We start from the raw sequence: 19,692 nt of genomic DNA, 5'->3' as shown, positions 1-19,692 counted from the left end.
GTTAAAGCCCATAGATCGCGAGTTCGGTGTCAGTGAGATCGCCGAGCTGCGGCCGGTGTGGTCCCCTGAAATATTTCCTGCCGTGCGCCTCGCTGTAATGTCCGGGAATGCCGGGGAGAGCGCCGTTGGCGTCGAGGATCACGACCGGCTTGCCGCGCAACAAAAGATAGCGCCCAAGTGCGCCGGCGCTGGCCGCGAAATCGGCGATCGACGGGCAGTAGGCGAGCTGCACGCCGGGCATCGGGATGATGCCGCGCCGCTTGCGCAAGGGAAGGAAGATGAACGGCATGGTCCGCCCGCCACCGCGGCAGACCAGGCTCAGATTGCAGTACTCGGCATGACGCCGCAGCATGGCGGCGTCATCAGCGCTCAGGCCATCGACCGGTGCGCGGCCGCCGGTCACGCGCTCGACCGACATCGTGGCACCGTGCCACGACAGCCACGGCAGCGAGAAATACAGGCCGCTGCAGTAGCTGACATAACCCTGCGCTTCGAGAATCGGCCAGGTCGGCCGTATCGGCGTGATGTTGAAGTAGGTCACGTGCTTGCGCTTCTGCACCATCGAGGCGAACAGCGCCGCGAAGTTGCGGAATGCGGGATCGACATACCAGCTCGAGACGTTGCAGGTCTCCGCGATCGCGCCATCGATCGTCTTGTATCCGCAGATCAGGAGGAGACAGCCAACGACTTGTCCATCCTGTTCCATCAAATATCCGAAACGCGGCGCACCGGGCGGCACGCCGCGCGCCGCCTGCCGTTGCAGGCCGCGCATCCAGTAGCCGCGCGGCCGGTGCACGAATCCTCGCGTCAGCAAATCGCCGACGGCGTCGAGATCCTGCTCGGTGATCTCCCGAATGCGGGGACGTTGGCTAGCCATCGGTTTACCAAGGCGTGCAATAAGTCCGCCAAAGACGCAGAAAATTGTCGCGGACCGGCCTATCTTCTTCTCACAGCTGGCACCGAAAGCAAAAGAGCCGATGTCGATAAGGTTAAAGATTATTGCAGAATTGCAGCAGGTCGCACGCGAGCAGAACGTCATGCTGCCGCCGCTCGACGACGATTTGCCGCTGCACCACACCGGCCTTGATTCGCTCGGCTTTGCGATCCTGGTCGCGCGGCTCGAGGATGAGCTCGGGCTCGATCCATTCACGATCTCCGACGAGGTGTCGTTTCCCCTCACGATAGGCGACTTCGTCAGGGCGTATGAGAATGTCCCGGCCTGAGATTCGGGCACTGCGCGACTATCTCGGCCCTGCGCCTGCGGGCAGGGTGATTTCAGATGCGCATCGCGAGCTGTCCCTGACCGGAATGGCTGGTCGGACCTGGCTTGGCGGATCGCTCGCCAGGCTCGCCGGCCGTTCCATATTGCTTGATCTTGACAGCCAGCTTCAATCCGCGCTTGCGCTCGCCGAAATCGACGGCATCGCGCGACGGATGTTGCTGTTGCCGTCGGATGTCAGTCCCGATCATCTCGCAGCCCTGGTGAAGACCGCCGCGATCGACGCCGTGGTGTCCGACAACCCGGCGCGCTGGACGGACAGCGGTATCGAAACCTTTGCGGTGACGGCAGAGCCGCAGACGGCATCGCTGCCAGTTGCGACGGTCTGCGTGACGGAGTGGTTGATGCTGACGTCGGGCACGTCGGGAGTGCCCAAGATCGTCAGCCACACCCTCGAGGGCCTGGCCGGCGCCATCATCGCCGACACGCTCGCGCCGGTTTCGCCGGTCTGGGCGACTTTCTACGATATTCGCCGCTACGGCGGCTTGCAGATATTGCTCCGCGCCGTGATCGGCGGCGGCTCGATGGTGCTGTCGGATCCCCTGGAGTCGATGGTTGATTGGGTCGCCCGTCTGAATGCGCGCGCCGTCAGCCACATCTCCGGCACGCCGACGCATTGGCGCAAGCTGTTGATGAGCGGCGCAACGGTTGGTTTCGGGCCGCGCTATGTGCGGTTGTCCGGCGAGATCGCGGATCAGGCCATCCTCGACGCTCTCAAGCAGGCGTTTCCTGCGGCATCGGTCGGGCATGCCTATGCATCGACGGAGGCGGGCGTTGGCTTCGCCGTCAATGACGGCCTCGAAGGCTTTCCCGAGGCGATGCTCGGTTACGGCCGCGACGGCGTCGACATGAAGATCGAGGACGGCTCGCTGCGCATCCGCTCGAAGCGCGTCGCGACCGGCTATGTCGGCGCCGATATCCCTGACCTGACCGACGCGGACGGCTTTGTCGACACCGGCGACATGGTGGAGGTCCGCAACGGCCGCTGTTACTTCGTCGGCCGGCGCGGCGGCATCATCAATATCGGGGGACGCAAGGTTCATCCCGAGGAGATCGAGGCCGTGATCAACGGCCATCCCGGCGTGCGCATGTCGCGCGCGCGGGCGCGACGGAGCCCGATCACCGGCGCGGTCGTCGCGGCCGATATTGTGCTGGCCGAAGGGGAGGCGCCCGAGGGATCCGACGCGGTGCGCGACGGCGTCCTCGCGGCATGCCGGGCGGCGCTGGAGCCGCATAAGGTCCCTGCCGTCGTGCGCTTCGTACCGTCATTGGCGGTGACGGCGGCCGGAAAGCTGGCACGGTCAGATGCGTAGTGTACTCGTCACCGGAGCAAGCCGAGGGATCGGATTGGCCATCGCCCGCCGCCTCGCTGCCGGTGGCTATCGCGTGATCGCGGTGGCGCGGCGTGGAGGTGCTGAGCTCGACGACGCCATCGTCGCGGCCGCAACCAATGCCGGCGAGATCTGCTTCAAGGCGTTCGATCTCAGTGAGGTCGACGCCATTCCTGCCTTCGCCAAGGAATTGCGTGGCGAGTTCGGCGCGATCTTCGGCCTGGTCAACAATGCCGGCGTCGGCACCGAGGGCCTGCTCGCGACCATGCACAACAGCCAGATCGAGGCGCTGGTCCGGCTGAACGTGCTCTCGCCGATCATCCTGACCAAATACATCGCGCGGCAGATGATGGCCGACGGCGGCGGGCGCATCATCAACATGTCGTCGATCATTGCGACCACCGGCTACAAGGGCCTGTCGGTCTATGGCGCGACCAAGGCAGCCGCCACCGGCTTCACCCGGTCGCTGGCGCGCGAGGTCGGACAGCTCGGCATCACCGTGAACGCGATCGCACCCGGCTTCATCGACACCGATCTGACCAGCAGCCTGAGCGAGGGCGATCGCGAGCGCATCGCGGGCCGCAGTGCCCTGCGCCGGCTTGCGAAACCGGACGATGTCGCGGCCATGGTCGAGTTCCTGCTGGGCGAGGGCGGTACCAACATCACCGGTACCGTGCACGTCATCGACGCCGGGAATACGGCTTAGGGCGGCCGTTTTCAGACACCGTCATTTCGGGGCGGTCCGCAGGACCGAACTACGATGCGCAATTGCGCATCGGAGAATCTCGAGATTCTCAGGTGCGCAATCGCGCACTATAGTTCATGCTTCGCATGCCCCGAAATGACTGGATCGCGAGCTTGCGCCCCAACATCTACAAGACGCGCTTCAGCTCACGCGCCGCTCCCGATTCTCCCAATATGGCCTGCGGAGCTCGCGCTTCAATATCTTGCCGGCGCCGGAGAGCGGCAGCGGTGTGGTGGTAATATCGACGCTGCGCGGACATTTGTAGCCGGCGATCAGCGTTTTGCAGTGCTCCATCAGCTCCGCCGGCGTGGCGCCGGCACCGCTCTTCATCACGACGACGGCATGGACCTGCTCGCCCCAGCGCTCGCTCGGGATGCCGATCACGGCGCATTGTGCCACCGCCGGATGCTGGGCCAGCGCGTTCTCGACCTCGGCCGAATAGACGTTCTCTCCGCCGGAGATGATCATGTCCTTGACGCGGTCGACGACATAGACAAAGCCGTCGGCGTCCATGTAGCCGCCGTCGCCGGTGTGCATCCAGCCGTCGATCACCGCGCGCGCGGTCTCTTCCGGTCGTTCCCAATAGCCTATCATCACGACGTCGCCGTGCACCGCGATCTCGCCGACGGTGCCTAGCGGCACCATTTTGTCGTCGGCATCGACGATCTTGATCTCGCAACCGAGCGTGGCGCGGCCGGCGCCGCGATGCCGGCCCTTGGCGCGGCCGTCGCCGATATGTTCCTTCCAGTGCAGCACCGTCGCGATCGGCGACAGCTCGGTCATGCCGTAGCACTGGGTGAACTCGATGTGGGGCAGCGCCTTCATGCCGCGCATCAGAACGGCGTCGCTGATCACGGAGGCGCCATATGAGATCCGCTTCAGTGACGACAGGTCGTAGTTTCCGAGCGTCGGGTGATCGACGAGCATCTGGATCATGGTCGGCACCAGCAGCACGTCGGTGACGCGTTCCTTCTGCACGGCGGACGCGACGCCGTCAGGCGTAAAGCCCTGGATCACGACATTGGAGCCGCCGGACAGCAGCACCGAATACATCGCCGCGCCGTTGGCGAGGTGGAACATCGGCGCCGCGTGCAGATAGATCGTGCTGCTCGGCCACAAGCCTTCGCCGAGTGCGTTCAGCGCGTTGGCCATGAGATTACCGTGGCTCAGCATCACGCCCTTGGAGCGGCCGGTGGTACCGCCGGTATAGAAGATGCCGGCGAGGTCGTCGCGGGAGCGCATCGCGTCCGGAATCGGCTGGCTGCGCGCGATCAGAGTCTCGTAATTCTCCATGCCGGCCGGCGTGTCGCCTTCGTCGGCATAGATCAGCTTGAGGCCGGAGATGGCCTTGGCCAGCGCCGCGCCAACCGGCGCAAACGCCTTGTCGACGAACAGGATCGTTGCGCGGCAATCGCGCATGGCATCTTCGTTCTCTAGCTGGGACCAGCGGATGTTCAGCGGTACGATCACCGCGCCGGCCCAGCCGACTGCCAGATAGAGCTCGAGATAACGGTCGGAGTTCAGCGAGAGGATCGCGACCCGGTCGCCATCGTTGGCGCCGAGCGAGCGGATCGCGGCGGCGAGGCGGGCGACGCGTACGCCGACCTCGCCCCAATTGCGCCGCCGCTCACCGCAGACGACCGCGAGCCCGTTTGGATTGACCTGCAGCGCGCGCCGCAGTCCGTGCGTGATGTTCACCCTGATCCTCCCTTGGTGCGTTTCCCTTGCGAGGCGGTTTGTCCGCCTTCCGTGCAGCCGGAACGGTTGCTTTGCGTGTTGTCGTCGTGGCGATGCCTTCGGTCAGGCGGATCGCGAATTCCTCGGCGACGGCTGCTCCGGTCATCGGGCCGCCGGGCTGGAACCAGTGGCCGATCCAGTTCAAGGAGCCCGCGATCGCGAAGGCCGACAGCTTTGGATCGCACGGCCTGATCGTGCCGTCTGCGATGCCGTCGCTGATGTAATCGCGGAAGGCGAGATCGATCTTCTTCTTCGCCGTGTTGACGACCTTGCGGTTGTGCTCAGTGAGATCGCGGACATCGAAGCGAACGAGGCTTTTGCCGTAATCCGTTGTCATCACCTCGGCATAGCGGACAATCAGTCTGCGCAGCTTCGCAAGGCCCGTGCCGCCAGCGCCCGCGATCTCGGTGATGCAGTCGTCAACGCGCTCGTTGCCGATCGCCCAGCATTCGAACAGGATCTCGTCCTTGCCGCCGAAGTAATTGTAGAGCGCGGGCTTGGTGATGTTCAACCGTTCGGCAACGTCGTTCAGGGTGGTGCGGTGGTAGCCCTTTTCGAGGAACAGGGCGACGGCCGTGCGCAGCACCGCCTCGCGCTTCTCGTCGCGGGCGCGGCGGCGGGTTTCGAAGGGCAGCCAGGGCGATTGCTGGTTGGCGGAGGGCGAGCGGGCGTCCATGGGGTTGAGGCTGTCGTCGCATTGACTCAGGAGACGGTCCCGTATATTACCCATGGGTAATAAATAGTCCAGCAGGTAATTTCCGGGAGGACAGCGATGACGTCACACACCTACGTTGCTGGGGTCGGCATGATCCCGTTCGTCAAGCCCGGCGCCAATGCGCCGTATCATGTGATGGGGGCGGAAGCCGCGAAGCTCGCGCTGGCCGATGCCGGTCTCGACTACGGCAAGGTGCAGCAGGCCTATGTCGGCTACGTCTATGGCGACTCCACCTGCGGGCAGCGCGCGCTCTATCCGGTCGGCATGACCGGCATCCCGATCGTCAACGTCAACAACAACTGTTCGACCGGCTCGACGGCGCTGTTCCTGGCGCGGCAGGCGATCGAGTCGGGCGCGGCCGATTGCGTGATGGCGCTCGGCTTCGAGCAGATGAAGCCCGGCGCGCTCGGCGCCGTCTTCACCGATCGTCCCAGCGCCTTCGACGATTTCGACGCGGCGGCCGACAAGCTCGTCGATGCGCCCGGCGTGCCGCTGGCGCTACGCTATTTCGGCGGCGCGGGCTTGAGCCACATGACAAAATACGGCACGCCGCTCTCCGCGTTCGCCAAGGTGCGGGCGAAGGCGAGCCGCCATGCCAAGAACAATCCGCTGGCGCTGTTCCGCAAGGAAGTCACCGCCGACGATGTCATGAACGATCAGGTGATCTGGCCGGGCGTGATGACGCGGCTGATGGCGTGCCCGCCGACCTGCGGCGGCGCGGCGGCGATCCTGGTGTCGGAGAAATTCGCGGACCAGCACGGCCTCAACAAGAACGTCCGCATTGCGGCGCAGGCGATGACGACAGACACGCCGTCGACCTTCGGCGCCCGCGACATGATGCAGGTGGTCGGCTACGACATGACGCACGATGCCGCCAACAAGGTCTATGAAGCCGCCGGCATCGGCCCCGGGGATATCGACGTCGTCGAGCTGCACGACTGCTTCGCCCACAACGAGCTGATCACCTATGAGGGGCTCGGCCTGTGCGGGCAGGGCGAGGCGTCCCGTTTCATCGACGATGGCGACAACAGCTATGGCGGCAAGATCGTGACCAACCCGTCCGGCGGCCTGCTGTCTAAGGGCCATCCGCTCGGCGCCACCGGTCTGGCGCAGTGCTACGAGCTGACCCGGCAGTTGCGTGGCACGGCTGCGACCACGCAGGTCGAGGGCGCGCGGCTCGGCCTGCAGCACAATCTCGGCCTCGGCGGCGCCTGCGTCGTGACACTCTACGAACGCGTCTGAGGCCGCCATGGTCGATCAATCCGCTGTCGGGCGTATGTTTACGCCCGTCACCGCGCGTGTCGAGCCGGGGCGGCTGCGCTTCTTCCTCGATACGCTCGGCGAGACAAACCCGCTCTATCGTGACGACGGGGCGGCACGCGGCGCCGGTTATGCGGCGACGCCCGTGCCGCCGACCTATCTGTTCTGCCTCGAAATGATGGACGCGGCCGAACCGTTCGAATTCCTGAATGCGCTCGGCATCGATCTCGCCCGCGTGCTGCATGGTGAGCAGCGGTTCGACTATCACGCGCCGGTCGTCGTCGGCGACACCCTGACGTTCAAGCCGCGCGTCACCGGTGTCACCGACAAGAAGGGCGGCGCGATGACGCTGATCGTGATCGAGACATCAGTCACCAACCAGCACGACGTCCACGTCGCCGATACCTCGCGCACGGTGGTGGTGCGCAATGCGAGGCCGTCATGAGCGGTAACTCCCCATCGATCGGCGAGCGCCTCGTCCACAAGGAGTTTCCGCCGATCACCCGCCACCGCCTCGCGCTCTATTGCGGCGCCTCGGGCGACCACAATCCGATCCATGTCGACGTCGATTTTGCCAAGGAGGCCGGATTCCCTGACGTGTTCTCGCACGGCATGCTGGTGATGGGCTATCTCGGCCAGGCGCTGACGGACGCCGTGGCGCCGTCGCGCATCCGCTCATTCTCGACGCGGTTTGCCGCGATCACGCAGCTCGGGGCGAGGCTGACCTGTGAGGGCATGGTGACCGAGCTGATTGAGCATCAAGGCGAGAGGCGCGCGAAGCTCGCGCTGACCACAAAAGATCAGAACGGTGAGATCAAGCTCGCCGGCGAAGCGGTGATTGCGCTGTAGCGGGATTGGATGGGGCGAATACCGACCGCGACGGGATTGCGCTCCCTCGCCCCGCTCTTGCGGGGAGAGGGTTGGGGTGAGGGGCTGTCACCGCACAAACAGCGACAGATGGATTCGCGGAGACTCCCCCTCACCCGGAACGCATCTGACGATGCGTTCCGGCCTCTCCCCGCAAGCGGGGCGAGGCGAAGCAGGCCGCAATCTCAACTGTGTTTTTGAGGGAGAACTCATGTCGAAACTTCAAGGCAAAGTCGCGCTCGTGTCCGGTTCGGGCCGCGGCATCGGACGGGCGATTGCGCTGAAGCTTGCAAGCGAAGGCGCCAAGGTCGTGGTCAATGATCTCGACGTCGAGCCCGGTGATGCGGTTGCCGCCGAGATCAATGCCGCGAGTGGCGAGGCGATCGCGGTCAATGGCAGCGTCACCGAGACGGGCTTTGCCGATCGCTTCGTTGGCGCCGCCATCGATCGCTTCGGCGGGCTCGACATCATCGTCAACAATGCCGGCTACACTTGGGACTCGACGATCCAGAAGATGAGTGACGAGCAGTTCCAGGCGATGCTCGACGTTCATCTCGTCGCGCCGTTCCGGCTGCTGCGGGCGGCCTCCGAGCCGATCCGGGTGATGGCGAAGAAGGAGGCCGAGGCCGGCCGCGAGGTGTTCCGCAAGGTCGTCAACATCTCCTCGATCGCCGGCCTCTACGGCAATGCCGGGCAGGCCAGCTACTCCTCCGCGAAAGCGTCGCTGATCGGGCTGACGCGTACGATGTGCAAGGAGTGGGGCCGCTACAAGGTCAACGTCAATTGCGTCGCCTTCGGCCTGATCAACACCCGCCTGACCCAGCCGATCGAGACCCAGCAGAAGACCATCGACGTAGCCGGCCGCGACATCAAGGTCGGCGTGCAGCCGCAGATGCTGGAGGCGATGAGCCGGATGATCCCGCTCGGCCGCGGCGGCACGCCGGAAGAGGCGGCGGACGCGGTCTACCTGTTTTGCAGCCCGGAATCGAACTACATCAGCGGTCAGGTGATCGTCGCCGGCGGCGGTCTTCTCATCTGATATTGGTGGCATGATGCACTACCGATCGTCCTGGATGACCGAGGAACTGGATACGTTCCGCGATCAGTTCCGCAAATTCCTCGCCAAGGACTTGGCGCCACACGCCGAGAAATGGCGCGAGCAGAAGTTGGTCGACCGCTCCGCCTGGCGCGCCCTCGGCGAGATGGGCGCGCTGCTCCCGAGCGTGCCGGAGGCCTATGGCGGTCTCGGCACCACCTTTGCCTATGACGCCGCCGTGCTCGACGATCTCGAGAGCACCGTGCCGGAGCTGACCACCGGCGTCTCCGTGCACAGTGCGATCGTTGCGCACTACATCCTCAATTACGGTTCGGAGGAGCAGAAGCAGCGCTGGCTGCCGAAGATGGCGTCCGGCGAGATGGTCGGCGCCATCGCGATGACCGAGCCGGGCACCGGCTCCGATCTGCAAGCCGTCAAGACCACCGCCAGGAAACAAGGCAATTCCTACGTCATCAACGGCCAGAAGACTTTCGTCACCAACGGCCACGCCGCCGACCTCGTCATCGTGGTCGCGCGCACCGGCGGCGCAGGGTCAAAAGGCATCTCGCTGATCGTGGTGGAGACTGTTAGCGCCGAGGGCTACCGGCGTGGGCGCAACCTCGACAAGATCGGTCTGCACGCCTCGGACACGTCTGAATTGTTCTTCGACAATGTCACGGTCCCGCCGGAGAATCTGCTCGGCCAGGAGGAAGGCAACGGCTTCGCGCAACTGATGCAGCAATTGCCGCAGGAGCGGCTGTCGCTTGCGGTCGGCGCGGTCGCCTCGATGGAGCGCGCGGTCCGGGGGAGGAGGCGGGCGCAGCCTACCTTGCCTCGTGAAACCGGCTGAGAAACGCCTTCAGCCGCTCGCTCTTCGGCTGGCGGATGATCTCTTCGGCAGTTCCGACCTCCGCCATGACGCCGTCATTCATGAAACCGACCCGGCTCGACACGTCGGCCGCAAAGGCCATCTCGTGCGTCACCAGCACCATGGTCATGCCTTCGGCGGCGAGGTTGCGGATCACGGCCAGCACCTCGCCGACGAGTTCGGGGTCGAGCGCGGAGGTCGGCTCGTCGAACAGCATCACGTCCGGCTTCATCGCGAGCGCGCGCGCGATCGCGACGCGCTGCTTCTGGCCGCCGGACAGCCGACTCGGATAGGCATCGGCCTTGTCGGCGAGGCCGACCTTGGCGAGGAGATCGCGGCCGAGCGCGTTGGCCTCGGCCTGCGACATGCCTTTCACCTGCACAGGACCCTCGGTGAGATTGCGCAGCACCGACATGTGCGGGAACAGGTTGAAGTGCTGGAACACCATGCCGACGTTCTGGCGTAGTTGCGCGAGCTTGATGTCGCCAGGGGCCCGCAGGCCGGTGCCGAACGCGAAGCGGTGGGGGCCGATCGCAAGCTCGCCCTGTTGCGGCATTTCAAGCAGATTGAGGCAGCGCAGGAAGGTCGACTTGCCGGAGCCGCTGGCGCCGATCAAGGTTACCACCTCGCCGCGCGAGACCGCAAGCGAGGCGCCCTTCAGCACAAGGTTGTCGCCGAACGCCTTGTGGATGTTGCTCGCGGCCAGCGTCGCGCCGTTTGCGGTCATCGGTGCGCTCCCAGCCTGAGCTCGATCTGATCGGCGACCAAAGTGAGCGGAAACAGCACGACGAAATACAGCACCGCGATCGCGGTGTAGACCTCGAGTGGCCGGTAGCTCGTCGCCGTGATCACCGAGCCCTGGTAGAGCAGGTCGCCGACCGCGACCACCGAGACCAGCGAGGTGTTCTTCAATTGCATGATGGTCTGGTTGATGAAGGAGGGGATCATCACCTGGATCGCCTGCGGCAGCACGATGCGCCGGAAGATCTTGCCGCGCCGCATGCCGATGGCGCGCCCGGCCTCCCACTGGCCTTTATCAACGGCCTCGATACCGCCGCGGAAGATCTCGGCATAGAACGAACCGGCGTAGAGCGACAGTGCGAGGAAGCAGGCCATCGCTGGCGACATATCGACGCCGATCAGTACGGGCAGGGCGTAGTAGACCCAGACCAACTGCACCAGCAGCGGGGTGCAGCGGAACACCTCGATGTAGAATCGCAGCGGCATCGTGATCCAGCGCGGCGAATTGGTGCGCAGGATGCCGACGACGAGCCCGATCACGAGCCCCGTGACCACTGTTGTCACGGTATAGAAGATGGTGACCAGCAGGCCCTGCCAAATCAGCGGCCAGTAGGGCTTGAGCGCCGCGAAATCCCAGACGTACATCGGCGCGTCAGAACTGCACTTCCGGGGGGATGTCGTCCGGGGCGAGGCCAACCGACTCGAACCCCTTCAGCATCCATTCGCGGGTCTGGCCGAGCGAACGGTTGTAGTCGGCCCAGGCGCTGAGGAAATCCTTGTAGCGGCGATCGGCGTCGGCGCGGATACCCATGTTGGTCGGCAGCGTCAGCACCGGACGCGGGATCGCGAGCTCGCCAAGATTGGGGTTCTTCTTCAGCGTCGACACCGCGAGCACCGCCAGCGACACGTTGCAGTCGGCGCGGCCGGTGGCGACCGCCAGGATCGCCTCGTCGCGGTTCTTGAAGCCCAGGATCGTCGCCTTCGGGCAATAGCGGCGCGCGATCGTCTCGTGCGTCGATCCGATGTCGACCGCGATCTTCACCTCGGGCTTGTTGATCTCAGCCCAGGTCTGCGGCTTGGCAAAACCCTTCTTGGTGATGACGGTGAAGGAGTGCACCAGAATCGGCGTGGAGAAATCGATGACCAGCGAGCGCTCCGGCGTCGGGTTCACGGCGAAGGCGAGGTCGACCTTGCCGCCCTGCAGATCGAGGATCTGGTTGCCCCAGGTGGATTCCAGCGTCTCGACCTTGGCGCTGAGCTTGGAGGCGATGTCGTTGGCCATGTCGATGCAGGCGCCCGACCACTGGCCGCTGGCGAGATCCTTGTGGAAGTAGGGCTCCTGACCGACGATCACGGCGACCCGCAGCACGCCGCTCTTCTTGATGCGCGCGAGCGTGGATTCCGGCGCGGTATCGGCCTTGGCTGATGCGGTCGTGGCAATCGCGGCGGCGCCTGCCAGCGCCACGGTGGTGAGTGCGTCCCTGCGATTCATGTCGGTCCTCTCGCGGATGAGTTCAGCGTTCCGAGCTGGACTATTTCTGTATTCAGGATAAAATGCAATCCAGTATGTTAACTTGCTGACCGTTTGAGCGGCAGAGTCATGGAATGCCCAATCGGTCGGCAGGCCTTCAGGCGGTCGGCGAAAATCCTCCGCTGAAGGGGTTGCCAACCGCATTCAATGCTGAATACAAGATTGAACGCAGTCAAGTGCGGCTTTCGGATAGTCGCCCACCGCTTGGGCGGTGACCCGCCGCTGCCTTTGTTCATGATTGGAAGGAGAGGTCCGTTGCGCGCTCTATTCGTCGATGCCAACGACACGCTGGCGGCCGTCACTGAAAAGCTGCTGGGCTCGCAAGGCCTGCCCGTCGCCATCAACCGCAACGCCGGCATCAAGCCCGACGATCTGCCCGGCCTGCTCGACGGCGCCGAGATCATGATCGTCGATCACACAGCGGTACCAACAGCCGTCGCCGCCAAATGCAGCGGTCTCAAGCACATCGTCTTCCTCGGCACCGGCGCGCGCAGCTACATGAATCCGGACGAGCTGAGCCAGCACGGTATCGCCGTCCATACCATCAAGGGCTATGGCGACACGGCTGTGGCCGAATGTGCGATTGCACTGATGTGGGCGTCGTCGAAAAGCTTCGGCGAGATGGATCGAGGCATGCGCGCCGGCAACTGGCTGCGCCGCGACGCGATGCAGCTCACCGGCAAGACGCTCGGCCTGATCGGCTTCGGCGGCATCGCCGCGGAAGCTGCGCGCATGGCGCTCGGCTGCGGCATGAAGGTGCTGGCCTGGAACCGGACCGCGAAGTCGCATCCGGGTGTCGAGTTCGTGCCGCTCGAAAAACTGCTCGCCGAGAGCCATGTCGTCTCGCTGCATCTGCTGCTCAGCGACGACACCAAGGGCTTTCTCTCCCGCGATCGCATCGCCGCAATGCGTCCCGGCGCCATCCTGATCAACACCGCGCGCGGTGCGCTGGTCGACGAGGACGCCATGATCGACGGCTTGCGATCCGGCCACATCGCCCATGCCGGCCTCGACGTCTTCACCGTCGAGCCGCTGCCGGCCGGCCACGTGCTCACCACGCTGCCGAACGTGACGCTGTCGGCGCATTCGGCGTTCCGCACGCCTGAGGCGAGCGACAATCTGATCGGCGCCGCGCTCGAGCATTGCCGCCGCATCATCGCGACCGGCCGCTGATTCATACGCAACCAGGAAATCCCGCATGTCTGACATCACCCGCATCGACCAGAACGCGCGCCGCAGCCGCGCCAGCGTGTTCGGCGATCTCGTCTTCCTCGCCGGCCAGGTCGCCGACACCAAGTCCGCAGACATTGCGCAGCAGACGCACGAAGCGCTCGCCAAGGTCGACGACATGCTGGCCCGCGCCGGCACCGACAAGTCGCGCCTGCTCAGCGTGCAGGTCTGGCTCAAGACCATGGACGATTTCGACGCGATGAACGCGGTCTATGACGCCTGGGTGGTGCCGGGCAATGCGCCGACCCGCGCTTGCGGCAAGGTCGAGCTCGCCGATCCCGCCTACCGCATCGAGGTTATCGTAACAGCGGCGCGCCGCTGATGCATCGGAGCGCGCCGTGACCGTCCAGGAAACGCCATCGAGCTTCCGCCCCGCCCGGCGCATCGGCGCGATCGGCGTGTCCGAGATCCTCAAGATCGGCGCGACAGCGCAACGGCTGAAGCGGGAAGGGCGGCCGGTGATCGTGCTTGGCGCCGGCGAACCCGATTTTGACACGCCCGACCATGTCAAGGCCGCTGCCGAACGGGCGATCCGCGCCGGCCAGACCAAATACACGATCCTCGACGGCACGCTCGAGCTGAAGGCCGCGATCTCGGAGAAATTCCGCCGCGAGAACGGCGTCGATTACGCCAGCGACGAGATCACCGCCGGCGCCGGCGCCAAGCAGGTGATCCACAACGCGTTCATGGCCACTCTCAGTCCGGGCGACGAGGTCATCCTCGCAGCACCCTATTGGACAAGCTACGCCGACATGGTGAAGATCGCCGACGGCACGCCGGTCGACGTGCTGTGCCGCGAGGACAACGGCTTTCGCCTGGATCCCGCCGATCTCGAACGCGCGATCACGCCGCGGACGCGCTGGCTGCTGCTGAATTCGCCGTCGAATCCGACCGGGGCGGCGTATTCGGCGGCGCAGCTTCGGCCGATCCTGGACGTGCTGATACGTCATCCGCAGGTCTGGCTGATGGCCGACGATATCTACGAGCATCTGACCTATGACGGCATGCCCTTCGTCACGGCCGCTGCGCTCGAACCCGGCCTGAAGTCGCGGACGCTCACCGTCAACGGGGTTTCAAAAGCCTATGCGATGACCGGCTGGCGTGTCGGCTATGGCGGCGGTCCCCACGAGCTGATCGCGGCGATGGCCGTAGTGCAAAGCCAGAGCACGACCAATCCGTCGTCGGTGAGCCAGGCGGCGGCGATAGCGGCGCTGACCGGGCCGCAAGGCATCCTGATCGAACGCCGCGACGCCTTCCAGCGCCGCCGCGACCTCGTGGTCGACGCGCTGAACGCGATCGATGGCGTGAGCTGCCGCCGGCCGGAGGGCGCATTCTATACCTTCGCAAGCTGCGTTGGCCTGATCGGGCGGCGGACGCCCGGTGGCGTGCAAATCGACAGCGATGCCGCCTTTTGCCGCTATTTGCTGGAGCAGCATGACGTGGCCGTGGTCCCCGGCAGCTGCTTCGGCCTTGCGCCGTATTTTCGTCTGTCCTACGCAACCTCGGAACAAAATCTGCGCGAGGCGCTGAGCCGCATCGCCAAAGCCTGCAGGGAGCTGTCATGAACAAAAGTAACGCCCGCACCGGGGGCCAGATCCTCATCGACCAGCTCGTCGCGCAAGGCGTCGAGCGCGTCACCTGCGTGCCGGGCGAAAGCTACCTCGCGGCGCTCGACGCGCTGCATGACAGCCCGATCGACGTCGTGATCTGCCGCGCCGAGGGCGGAGCTGCGATGATGGCCGAGGCCTATGGCAAGCTCACGGGACGTCCCGGCATCTGCTTCGTCACCCGCGGTCCCGGCTCGACCAACGCCGCCCATGGCGTGCACATCGCAATGCAGGATTCGACCCCGATGATCCTGTTCGTCGGCCAGGTCGACACCGGCATGCGCGAGCGCGAGGCGTTCCAGGAGCTCGATTACAAGGCGGTGTTCGGCACCATGGCGAAATGGGCGGTCGAGATCGATGCACCGGACCGCATCCCTGAACTCGTCGCACGCGCCTTCCGCATCGCGTTGCAGGGGCGCCCCGGTCCCGTCGTGATCGCGCTGCCGGAGAACATGCTGACCGAGACCGCCGCGGTTTCCGATGCCCCGCGGATCGAGCCGGCCGTGAGCTGGCCGGCGCCGTCAGATCTCGAACGCCTCGGTGCGATGCTGGCGAGCGCCAAGGCGCCGATCGTGGTTCTCGGCGGCTCAGCCTGGACCGCTGATGCCGCCAAGGGCATCGCGCGCTTTGCCGAGCGCTTCGATCTGCCTGTGACTACCTCGTTCCGCCGCGCCTCGTTGTTCGACGCCGATCATTCACATTATGCCGGCGATCTCGGCATCGGTCCAAGCCCGAAGCTGAAGGATCGCATCACCGGCGCCGACGTCATTCTCCTGATCGGTGGCCGCATGTCGGAAATGCCGTCGTCGTCCTACACCCTGTTCGACATTCCGGTGCCGAGCCAGAAGCTCATCCATGTTCATCCCGGCTCCGAAGAGCTCGGCCGCGTCTATCAGCCGGCGCTCGCGATCCAGGCCACGCCGGCCGCGTTCGCCGCCGCCGTCGAGACGCTGAAGCCTGCTGCCGCTCCGGCCTGGAACGGCGAAGCTGCGAAGGCGCATGCGGATTATCTGGCCTGGACCGACAAGCCGCGCGAACTGCCGGGCGCATTCCAGTACGGGCAGGTCGTGACCTGGCTGCGCGACCGGCTGCCGAAGGACGCCATCGTCTGCAACGGCGCCGGCAATTATGCCGGCTGGATTCATCGCCACCATCGCTTCCATAGCTTCGCCGCCCAGCTTGCGCCGACCTCGGGTTCGATGGGCTATGGCGTGCCGGCGGCGGTGCTGGCCAAGCGGCAGTTTCCCGATCGCGTCGTCGTCGCGTTTGCCGGTGACGGCTGTTTCCTGATGAACGGGCAGGAGTTTGCCACCGCCGTGCAATATGACGCGGCGCTGATCGTCGTCGTGATCGACAACGGGCAATACGGCACCATCCGCATGCACCAGGAGCGCGACTATCCTGGCCGCGTCGTCGGCACGCAGTTGAAGAACCCGGACTTCGCGCTGTACGCCAAGGCGTTCGGTGGTCACGGCGAACGGGTCGAGCGCACCGAAGATTTCGCACCCGCCTTCGAGCGCGCGCTCGCCTCCGGCAAGCCCGCGATCCTGCACTGCCTGGTCGATCCCCGCGCGATGTCGGTGGGCAAGGACTTCGTGCCCGAAGAGGCCAAGCGCTGATGACAGCCACGGGCCGCCACGTTGCGATCATCGGCGCTGGCGCAGTCGGCGTGATCAGCGCCATCGAGGCGCTGCGCGAGGGGCATCGCGTCACGCTGATCGATCCCGGCGAGCCCGGTGGCACGCAGGCGGCGAGCTACGGCAATGCGGGTTGGCTATCCTCGCATTCGGTGATCCCGCCGGCCGAGCCCGGTACCTGGAAGAAAGTCCCGGGTTATCTGATGGACCCGATGGGACCGCTTGCGATCCGCTGGTCCTATCTGCCGAAGGCTTTGCCCTGGCTGATCAAGTATCTGCTGTCGAGCTGGACCGAGGCGCAGGTCGAGACCACGGCGCGGGCGCTGCGCGATCTCCTCAAGGACGCGCCGCAATTGCACAAGCAACTGGCTGATGAAGCCGGCGTGCCCGAGCTGATCGAGCGTCGCGGGGTGATGCATGTGTATCCCTCGCGCGCGCCGTTCGACGGCGATCTGGGCTGGCGCATCCGCAAGCGTGTCGGCATCGAATGGCTCGAGCTGGACCAAGACGAGATGCGGCAGCGCGAGCCCGATCTCGACCCGCGCTACAAATTCGGCGTCGTGGTGGAGGAGGCGGGGCGTTGCCGCGATCCTGGCAGCTATGTCGCGGCGCTCGCGGCTCACGCGATCGCCCAGGGTGCCGTGCGCGTCGCCGCCAAGGCGACCGGCCTCAGGCTTGATGGCAACAAGCTCGTCGCTGTCGTTACCGACACCGGCGAGATCGCGTGCGATGCCGCCGTCGTCGCCGCGGGTGCGCGCTCGAAGCAGCTCAGCGCGTCGATCGGCGATCCGCTGCCGCTCGAGACCGAACGCGGTTATCATGTGATGATCGAGAATCCGAAGTCCGGGCCGCGCAATTCGATGATGGCCTCGGATGCAAAAATGGTCGTCAACTGGACCGACAAGGGCCTGCGCGCCGCCGGCACCGTTGAGATCGCCGGCCTCGACGCCGCGCCGAACTGGAAGCGCGCCGAGATCCTGCGCGACCATCTGTTCAGCATGTTCCCGAAGCTGCCGAAGAATATTCCGGCCTCGCGCATCAAAACCTGGTTCGGCCATCGCCCGAGCATGCCAGACGGCCGTCCCTGCATCGGCTATGCGCGCGCCACGCGCGATGTGGTCTATGCGTTCGGCCACGGCCATGTCGGCTTGGTCGGCTCGGCCCGCACCGGCCGGCTGGTTGCGCAACTGCTCAGCGGCAAGCCGGCGGAAATCCCGCTGGGGCCTTTCGCACCCTCCCGTTTCCTCTGAGGCATCGACGCCATGACGTATCCTGCGAATTCTCCTTCTCGTATCGCCCGCGGCGGCAAGGCGCTCTATGGCGCGCCGCTCGGCATCCTGATGCTGGAGGCGCGGTTTCCCCGGATTCCCGGCGACATGGGCAACGGCACCACCTGGCCGTTCCCGGTGCTCTATCGTGTGGTGAGCGGGGCGTCGCCCGAGAAGGTCGTGCTCGAGGGCGCGGCCGGCCTGCTGCCTGACTTCATCGACGCTGCGAAGGATCTGGTGCGGCTCGGCGCCGAGGCGCTCACCACCAATTGCGGCTTCCTCGCGCTGTTCCAGAAGGAACTGGCGGCCGCCGTCGGCGTGCCGGTCGCGACCTCGTCCCTGATGCAGGTGCCATGGGTGCAGGCGACGCTGCCGCCGGGCAAGCGCGTCGGTCTCGTCACGGTGTCGGGCTCGACCCTGTCGCCGGCCCATCTCGAGGGCGCCGGCGTGCCGCTTGATACCCCGCTGGTCGGCACCGAGCACGGCAAGGAATTCTTCCGCGTGCTGATCAAGGCCGAGAAGGACGACATGGACATCGCCCTGGCCGAACGCGATGTCGTCGAGGCCGGCAAAGAACTGGTCGCCCGCCATCCCGAGGTCGGCGCCATCGTGCTCGAATGCACCAACATGCCGCCTTACGCCGCTGCGTTGCAGGCCGAAGTCGGGCTTCCCGTCTACGACATCTATTCCATGATCACCTGGTTTCATGCCGGCCTGCGCCCGCGTGCCTTTGGATGATAGTATCGTGTAGCAATCTCGATTCCCTTCAACCGTGAAGAGCCAAGCGGGTATCAACTTGGACATCAGCTCAGACAGCATCGTCGACCGCGTCTATGAGCAGCTCAAGGCGATGGCGATCAGCTATGAGTTCAAGCCGGGTGAGCGGCTGAACGAGGGAGAGTTGGCGAAACGGCTCGGCGTCAGCCGCACGCCGCTGCGCGAGGCGCTGAACCGGCTCAACACCGAGGGTTTCCTTCGCTTCATGCCGGGCAAGGGCTTCTTCTGCCGCGAGCTCGACGCGCATGAGATCTTCGATCTCTATGAACTGCGCAAGTCGCTGGAGATCGCCTCGGTCCGGCTCGCGATCAAGCGCGCTGGGGATGAGGACATCGACGCGCTGCTGGCCTTCCTGCAAGCCACCGGTCCCGATCCCGGGGAACGTTCGTCCGTCGAACTGGTCGAGCTTGACGAGACCTTCCACGAGCGGCTGATGGCGATGTCTGGTAACGCCGAGATGCTGCGCGTGCTGCGCAACGTCAATGCGCGGATTCGTTTCGTGCGCTGGATCGACATGGACCGCATCAACCGCTCCAACACCCAGGCCGAACATCGCGCCGTCGTCGAGGGATTGAAGGCGCGCGACGAGGAGACCTGCGTCTCCGTGCTCGAGAAGCATATCGACCGCCGCCTCGACCGCATCACCTCGGCGATCAAGGAAGGCTATGCCCAGATCTACATGCCGGCGGCGCGGTCCGGGGCGACCTGATCAGAGGCGAGCCATTGCCTAATGGCCGTCCACTCAAGGTCCGTCAATTCACATCTGACAATTCGAGGCTCCGGTTCGCGAGCTTGAATCACGCATATCCAGAGGTTTGCAACGTTGAACTGGCGGTCTGAGATGCAACTGATCGCGGACCTATCCGAGATATAGCGAAATCGTCGCGAACGACCCGAAGCGATCATGGGCAGTCGCACGCACGTACGCGGTTAAATTGCACTGGCGCCACTGGCTTCAACAAGCTCGTGAGCTGTCGCAAACACCAATTCGGTCAACGTCGTTGCCCGATCTCTCCTGAGATGTTGTTGCCCGATCTCTCCTGAGATTCGTATGCTCGCTTGA

At 65.1% G+C, this 19,692-nt stretch carries 20 protein-coding genes and 1 pseudogene; 15 read left to right on the top strand and 6 right to left on the bottom strand.

Going from position 1 to position 19,692, the window contains the following annotated elements; translation table 11 throughout:
• Position 1: 1 nt before the first annotated feature.
• Positions 2–877, bottom strand: a complete 876-nt coding sequence (locus ACP2YO_RS28270; RefSeq protein WP_426434428.1) for an acyl-CoA acyltransferase — start codon at positions 875–877, stop codon at positions 2–4.
• A 100-nt stretch (positions 878–977) separates the two neighbouring features.
• Here ACP2YO_RS28270 and ACP2YO_RS28265 point away from each other — a divergent pair, with 100 nt between their 5' ends.
• Genes ACP2YO_RS28265 through ACP2YO_RS28255 form a run of 3 tightly spaced genes read left to right on the top strand, consistent with a single transcriptional unit; the run spans position 978 to position 3,316 of the window.
• Entirely contained in the window at positions 978–1,223 is a 246-nt protein-coding gene (locus ACP2YO_RS28265; protein ID WP_426434427.1) for a phosphopantetheine-binding protein, read from the top strand.
• Positions 1,210–2,592: a class I adenylate-forming enzyme family protein gene (locus ACP2YO_RS28260; RefSeq protein WP_426434426.1), complete on the top strand. Its 1,383-nt coding sequence runs from the start codon at positions 1,210–1,212 to the stop codon at positions 2,590–2,592. The genes ACP2YO_RS28265 and ACP2YO_RS28260 overlap by 14 nt, the downstream gene beginning before the upstream one ends.
• A complete protein-coding gene (locus ACP2YO_RS28255) occupies positions 2,585–3,316 on the top strand; it encodes an SDR family NAD(P)-dependent oxidoreductase (RefSeq protein WP_426434425.1) in 732 nt (243 codons plus the stop codon). The genes ACP2YO_RS28260 and ACP2YO_RS28255 overlap by 8 nt, the downstream gene beginning before the upstream one ends.
• 180 nt (positions 3,317–3,496) lie before the next feature.
• On the opposite strand, the gene ACP2YO_RS28250 is transcribed toward ACP2YO_RS28255, so the two are convergent.
• Together ACP2YO_RS28250 and ACP2YO_RS28245 are read right to left on the bottom strand one after the other, a co-directional pair.
• Positions 3,497–5,053, bottom strand: a complete 1,557-nt coding sequence (locus ACP2YO_RS28250) for an acyl-CoA synthetase (RefSeq protein ID WP_426434424.1) — start codon at positions 5,051–5,053, stop codon at positions 3,497–3,499.
• Positions 4,983–5,768 carry a TetR/AcrR family transcriptional regulator gene (locus ACP2YO_RS28245; RefSeq protein WP_426434423.1) on the bottom strand — a complete coding sequence of 262 codons (786 nt, stop codon included), beginning with the start codon at positions 5,766–5,768 and terminating at the stop codon, positions 4,983–4,985. Before ACP2YO_RS28245 ends, ACP2YO_RS28250 begins: the two co-directional genes overlap by 71 nt.
• Before the next feature lie 96 nt (positions 5,769–5,864).
• Here ACP2YO_RS28245 and ACP2YO_RS28240 point away from each other — a divergent pair, with 96 nt between their 5' ends.
• The 5 genes and pseudogenes from ACP2YO_RS28240 to ACP2YO_RS28220 all read left to right on the top strand — a co-directional run.
• Entirely contained in the window at positions 5,865–7,049 is a 1,185-nt protein-coding gene (locus ACP2YO_RS28240; protein ID WP_426434422.1) for a lipid-transfer protein, read from the top strand.
• Between the two features lie 7 nt (positions 7,050–7,056).
• Complete coding sequence (locus ACP2YO_RS28235) at positions 7,057–7,512, top strand: MaoC family dehydratase N-terminal domain-containing protein (RefSeq protein ID WP_426434421.1); 456 nt, start codon at positions 7,057–7,059, stop codon at positions 7,510–7,512.
• Positions 7,509–7,916 carry a MaoC family dehydratase gene (locus tag ACP2YO_RS28230; RefSeq protein ID WP_426434420.1) on the top strand — a complete coding sequence of 136 codons (408 nt, stop codon included), beginning with the start codon at positions 7,509–7,511 and terminating at the stop codon, positions 7,914–7,916. Before ACP2YO_RS28235 ends, ACP2YO_RS28230 begins: the two co-directional genes overlap by 4 nt.
• A 229-nt stretch (positions 7,917–8,145) precedes the next feature.
• Positions 8,146–8,973: an SDR family NAD(P)-dependent oxidoreductase gene (locus ACP2YO_RS28225; RefSeq protein ID WP_426434419.1), complete on the top strand. Its 828-nt coding sequence runs from the start codon at positions 8,146–8,148 to the stop codon at positions 8,971–8,973.
• Positions 8,974–8,986: 13 nt separating this feature from the next.
• Positions 8,987–9,775: pseudogene (locus tag ACP2YO_RS28220) on the top strand (acyl-CoA dehydrogenase family protein); the annotation flags it as partial.
• 19 nt (positions 9,776–9,794) lie between these two features.
• Here the strand turns inward: ACP2YO_RS28220 and ACP2YO_RS28215 are convergent.
• The 3 genes from ACP2YO_RS28215 to ACP2YO_RS28205 are packed head-to-tail and all read right to left on the bottom strand — an operon-like array spanning position 9,795 to position 12,071.
• Positions 9,795–10,565: an amino acid ABC transporter ATP-binding protein gene (locus ACP2YO_RS28215; protein WP_426434418.1), complete on the bottom strand. Its 771-nt coding sequence runs from the start codon at positions 10,563–10,565 to the stop codon at positions 9,795–9,797.
• Positions 10,562–11,224 (bottom strand): amino acid ABC transporter permease, encoded by a 663-nt coding sequence (locus tag ACP2YO_RS28210; RefSeq protein ID WP_426434417.1) that lies wholly within the window; start codon positions 11,222–11,224, stop codon positions 10,562–10,564. The genes ACP2YO_RS28215 and ACP2YO_RS28210 overlap by 4 nt, the downstream gene beginning before the upstream one ends.
• Before the next feature lie 7 nt (positions 11,225–11,231).
• Positions 11,232–12,071, bottom strand: a complete 840-nt coding sequence (locus ACP2YO_RS28205) for a transporter substrate-binding domain-containing protein (RefSeq protein WP_426434416.1) — start codon at positions 12,069–12,071, stop codon at positions 11,232–11,234.
• Positions 12,072–12,365: 294 nt separating this feature from the next.
• Between ACP2YO_RS28205 and ACP2YO_RS28200 the strand changes: the two genes are divergently transcribed.
• From ACP2YO_RS28200 to ACP2YO_RS28170, 7 genes are read left to right on the top strand one after another with little or no spacing between them, the layout of a single operon-like run.
• Complete coding sequence (locus ACP2YO_RS28200; RefSeq protein WP_426434415.1) at positions 12,366–13,283, top strand: NAD(P)-dependent oxidoreductase; 918 nt, start codon at positions 12,366–12,368, stop codon at positions 13,281–13,283.
• 25 nt (positions 13,284–13,308) lie between these two features.
• Positions 13,309–13,662, top strand: a complete 354-nt coding sequence (locus ACP2YO_RS28195; protein WP_426434414.1) for a RidA family protein — start codon at positions 13,309–13,311, stop codon at positions 13,660–13,662.
• Positions 13,663–13,678: 16 nt separating this feature from the next.
• Entirely contained in the window at positions 13,679–14,905 is a 1,227-nt protein-coding gene (locus ACP2YO_RS28190; RefSeq protein WP_426434413.1) for a pyridoxal phosphate-dependent aminotransferase, read from the top strand.
• Positions 14,902–16,566 (top strand): thiamine pyrophosphate-binding protein, encoded by a 1,665-nt coding sequence (locus ACP2YO_RS28185; RefSeq protein WP_426434412.1) that lies wholly within the window; start codon positions 14,902–14,904, stop codon positions 16,564–16,566. Before ACP2YO_RS28190 ends, ACP2YO_RS28185 begins: the two co-directional genes overlap by 4 nt.
• Positions 16,566–17,834, top strand: a complete 1,269-nt coding sequence (locus tag ACP2YO_RS28180; RefSeq protein ID WP_426434411.1) for an NAD(P)/FAD-dependent oxidoreductase — start codon at positions 16,566–16,568, stop codon at positions 17,832–17,834. The genes ACP2YO_RS28185 and ACP2YO_RS28180 overlap by 1 nt, the downstream gene beginning before the upstream one ends.
• Before the next feature lie 12 nt (positions 17,835–17,846).
• Positions 17,847–18,590 (top strand): aspartate/glutamate racemase family protein, encoded by a 744-nt coding sequence (locus ACP2YO_RS28175; RefSeq protein WP_426434410.1) that lies wholly within the window; start codon positions 17,847–17,849, stop codon positions 18,588–18,590.
• Positions 18,591–18,648: 58 nt separating this feature from the next.
• On the top strand, positions 18,649–19,338 hold the full coding sequence (locus ACP2YO_RS28170; protein ID WP_426434409.1) for a GntR family transcriptional regulator: 690 nt from the start codon (positions 18,649–18,651) through the stop codon (positions 19,336–19,338).
• Positions 19,339–19,692: the final 354 nt, after the last annotated feature.

It is taken from the genome of Bradyrhizobium genosp. P (genome assembly GCF_049949265.1).
Lineage (GTDB): Bacteria > Pseudomonadota > Alphaproteobacteria > Rhizobiales > Xanthobacteraceae > Bradyrhizobium.
This window is presented reverse-complemented; position numbering and strand designations above follow the sequence as displayed.

Excerpts from the sequence above, each read along its gene's own strand:
- ACP2YO_RS28270 (WP_426434428.1), bottom strand. The coding sequence starts at position 877 with ATGGCTAGCCAACGTCCCCGCATTCGGGAGATCACCGAGCAGGATCTC.
- ACP2YO_RS28265 (WP_426434427.1), top strand. The coding sequence starts at position 978 with ATGTCGATAAGGTTAAAGATTATTGCAGAATTGCAGCAGGTCGCACGC.
- ACP2YO_RS28260 (WP_426434426.1), top strand. The coding sequence starts at position 1,210 with ATGTCCCGGCCTGAGATTCGGGCACTGCGCGACTATCTCGGCCCTGCG.
- ACP2YO_RS28255 (WP_426434425.1), top strand. The coding sequence starts at position 2,585 with ATGCGTAGTGTACTCGTCACCGGAGCAAGCCGAGGGATCGGATTGGCC.
- ACP2YO_RS28245 (WP_426434423.1), bottom strand. The coding sequence starts at position 5,768 with ATGGACGCCCGCTCGCCCTCCGCCAACCAGCAATCGCCCTGGCTGCCC.
- ACP2YO_RS28240 (WP_426434422.1), top strand. The coding sequence starts at position 5,865 with ATGACGTCACACACCTACGTTGCTGGGGTCGGCATGATCCCGTTCGTC.
- ACP2YO_RS28235 (WP_426434421.1), top strand. The coding sequence starts at position 7,057 with ATGGTCGATCAATCCGCTGTCGGGCGTATGTTTACGCCCGTCACCGCG.
- ACP2YO_RS28230 (WP_426434420.1), top strand. The coding sequence starts at position 7,509 with ATGAGCGGTAACTCCCCATCGATCGGCGAGCGCCTCGTCCACAAGGAG.
- ACP2YO_RS28225 (WP_426434419.1), top strand. The coding sequence starts at position 8,146 with ATGTCGAAACTTCAAGGCAAAGTCGCGCTCGTGTCCGGTTCGGGCCGC.
- ACP2YO_RS28215 (WP_426434418.1), bottom strand. The coding sequence starts at position 10,565 with ATGACCGCAAACGGCGCGACGCTGGCCGCGAGCAACATCCACAAGGCG.
- ACP2YO_RS28210 (WP_426434417.1), bottom strand. The coding sequence starts at position 11,224 with ATGTACGTCTGGGATTTCGCGGCGCTCAAGCCCTACTGGCCGCTGATT.
- ACP2YO_RS28205 (WP_426434416.1), bottom strand. The coding sequence starts at position 12,071 with ATGAATCGCAGGGACGCACTCACCACCGTGGCGCTGGCAGGCGCCGCC.
- ACP2YO_RS28195 (WP_426434414.1), top strand. The coding sequence starts at position 13,309 with ATGTCTGACATCACCCGCATCGACCAGAACGCGCGCCGCAGCCGCGCC.
- ACP2YO_RS28185 (WP_426434412.1), top strand. The coding sequence starts at position 14,902 with ATGAACAAAAGTAACGCCCGCACCGGGGGCCAGATCCTCATCGACCAG.
- ACP2YO_RS28180 (WP_426434411.1), top strand. The coding sequence starts at position 16,566 with ATGACAGCCACGGGCCGCCACGTTGCGATCATCGGCGCTGGCGCAGTC.
- ACP2YO_RS28175 (WP_426434410.1), top strand. The coding sequence starts at position 17,847 with ATGACGTATCCTGCGAATTCTCCTTCTCGTATCGCCCGCGGCGGCAAG.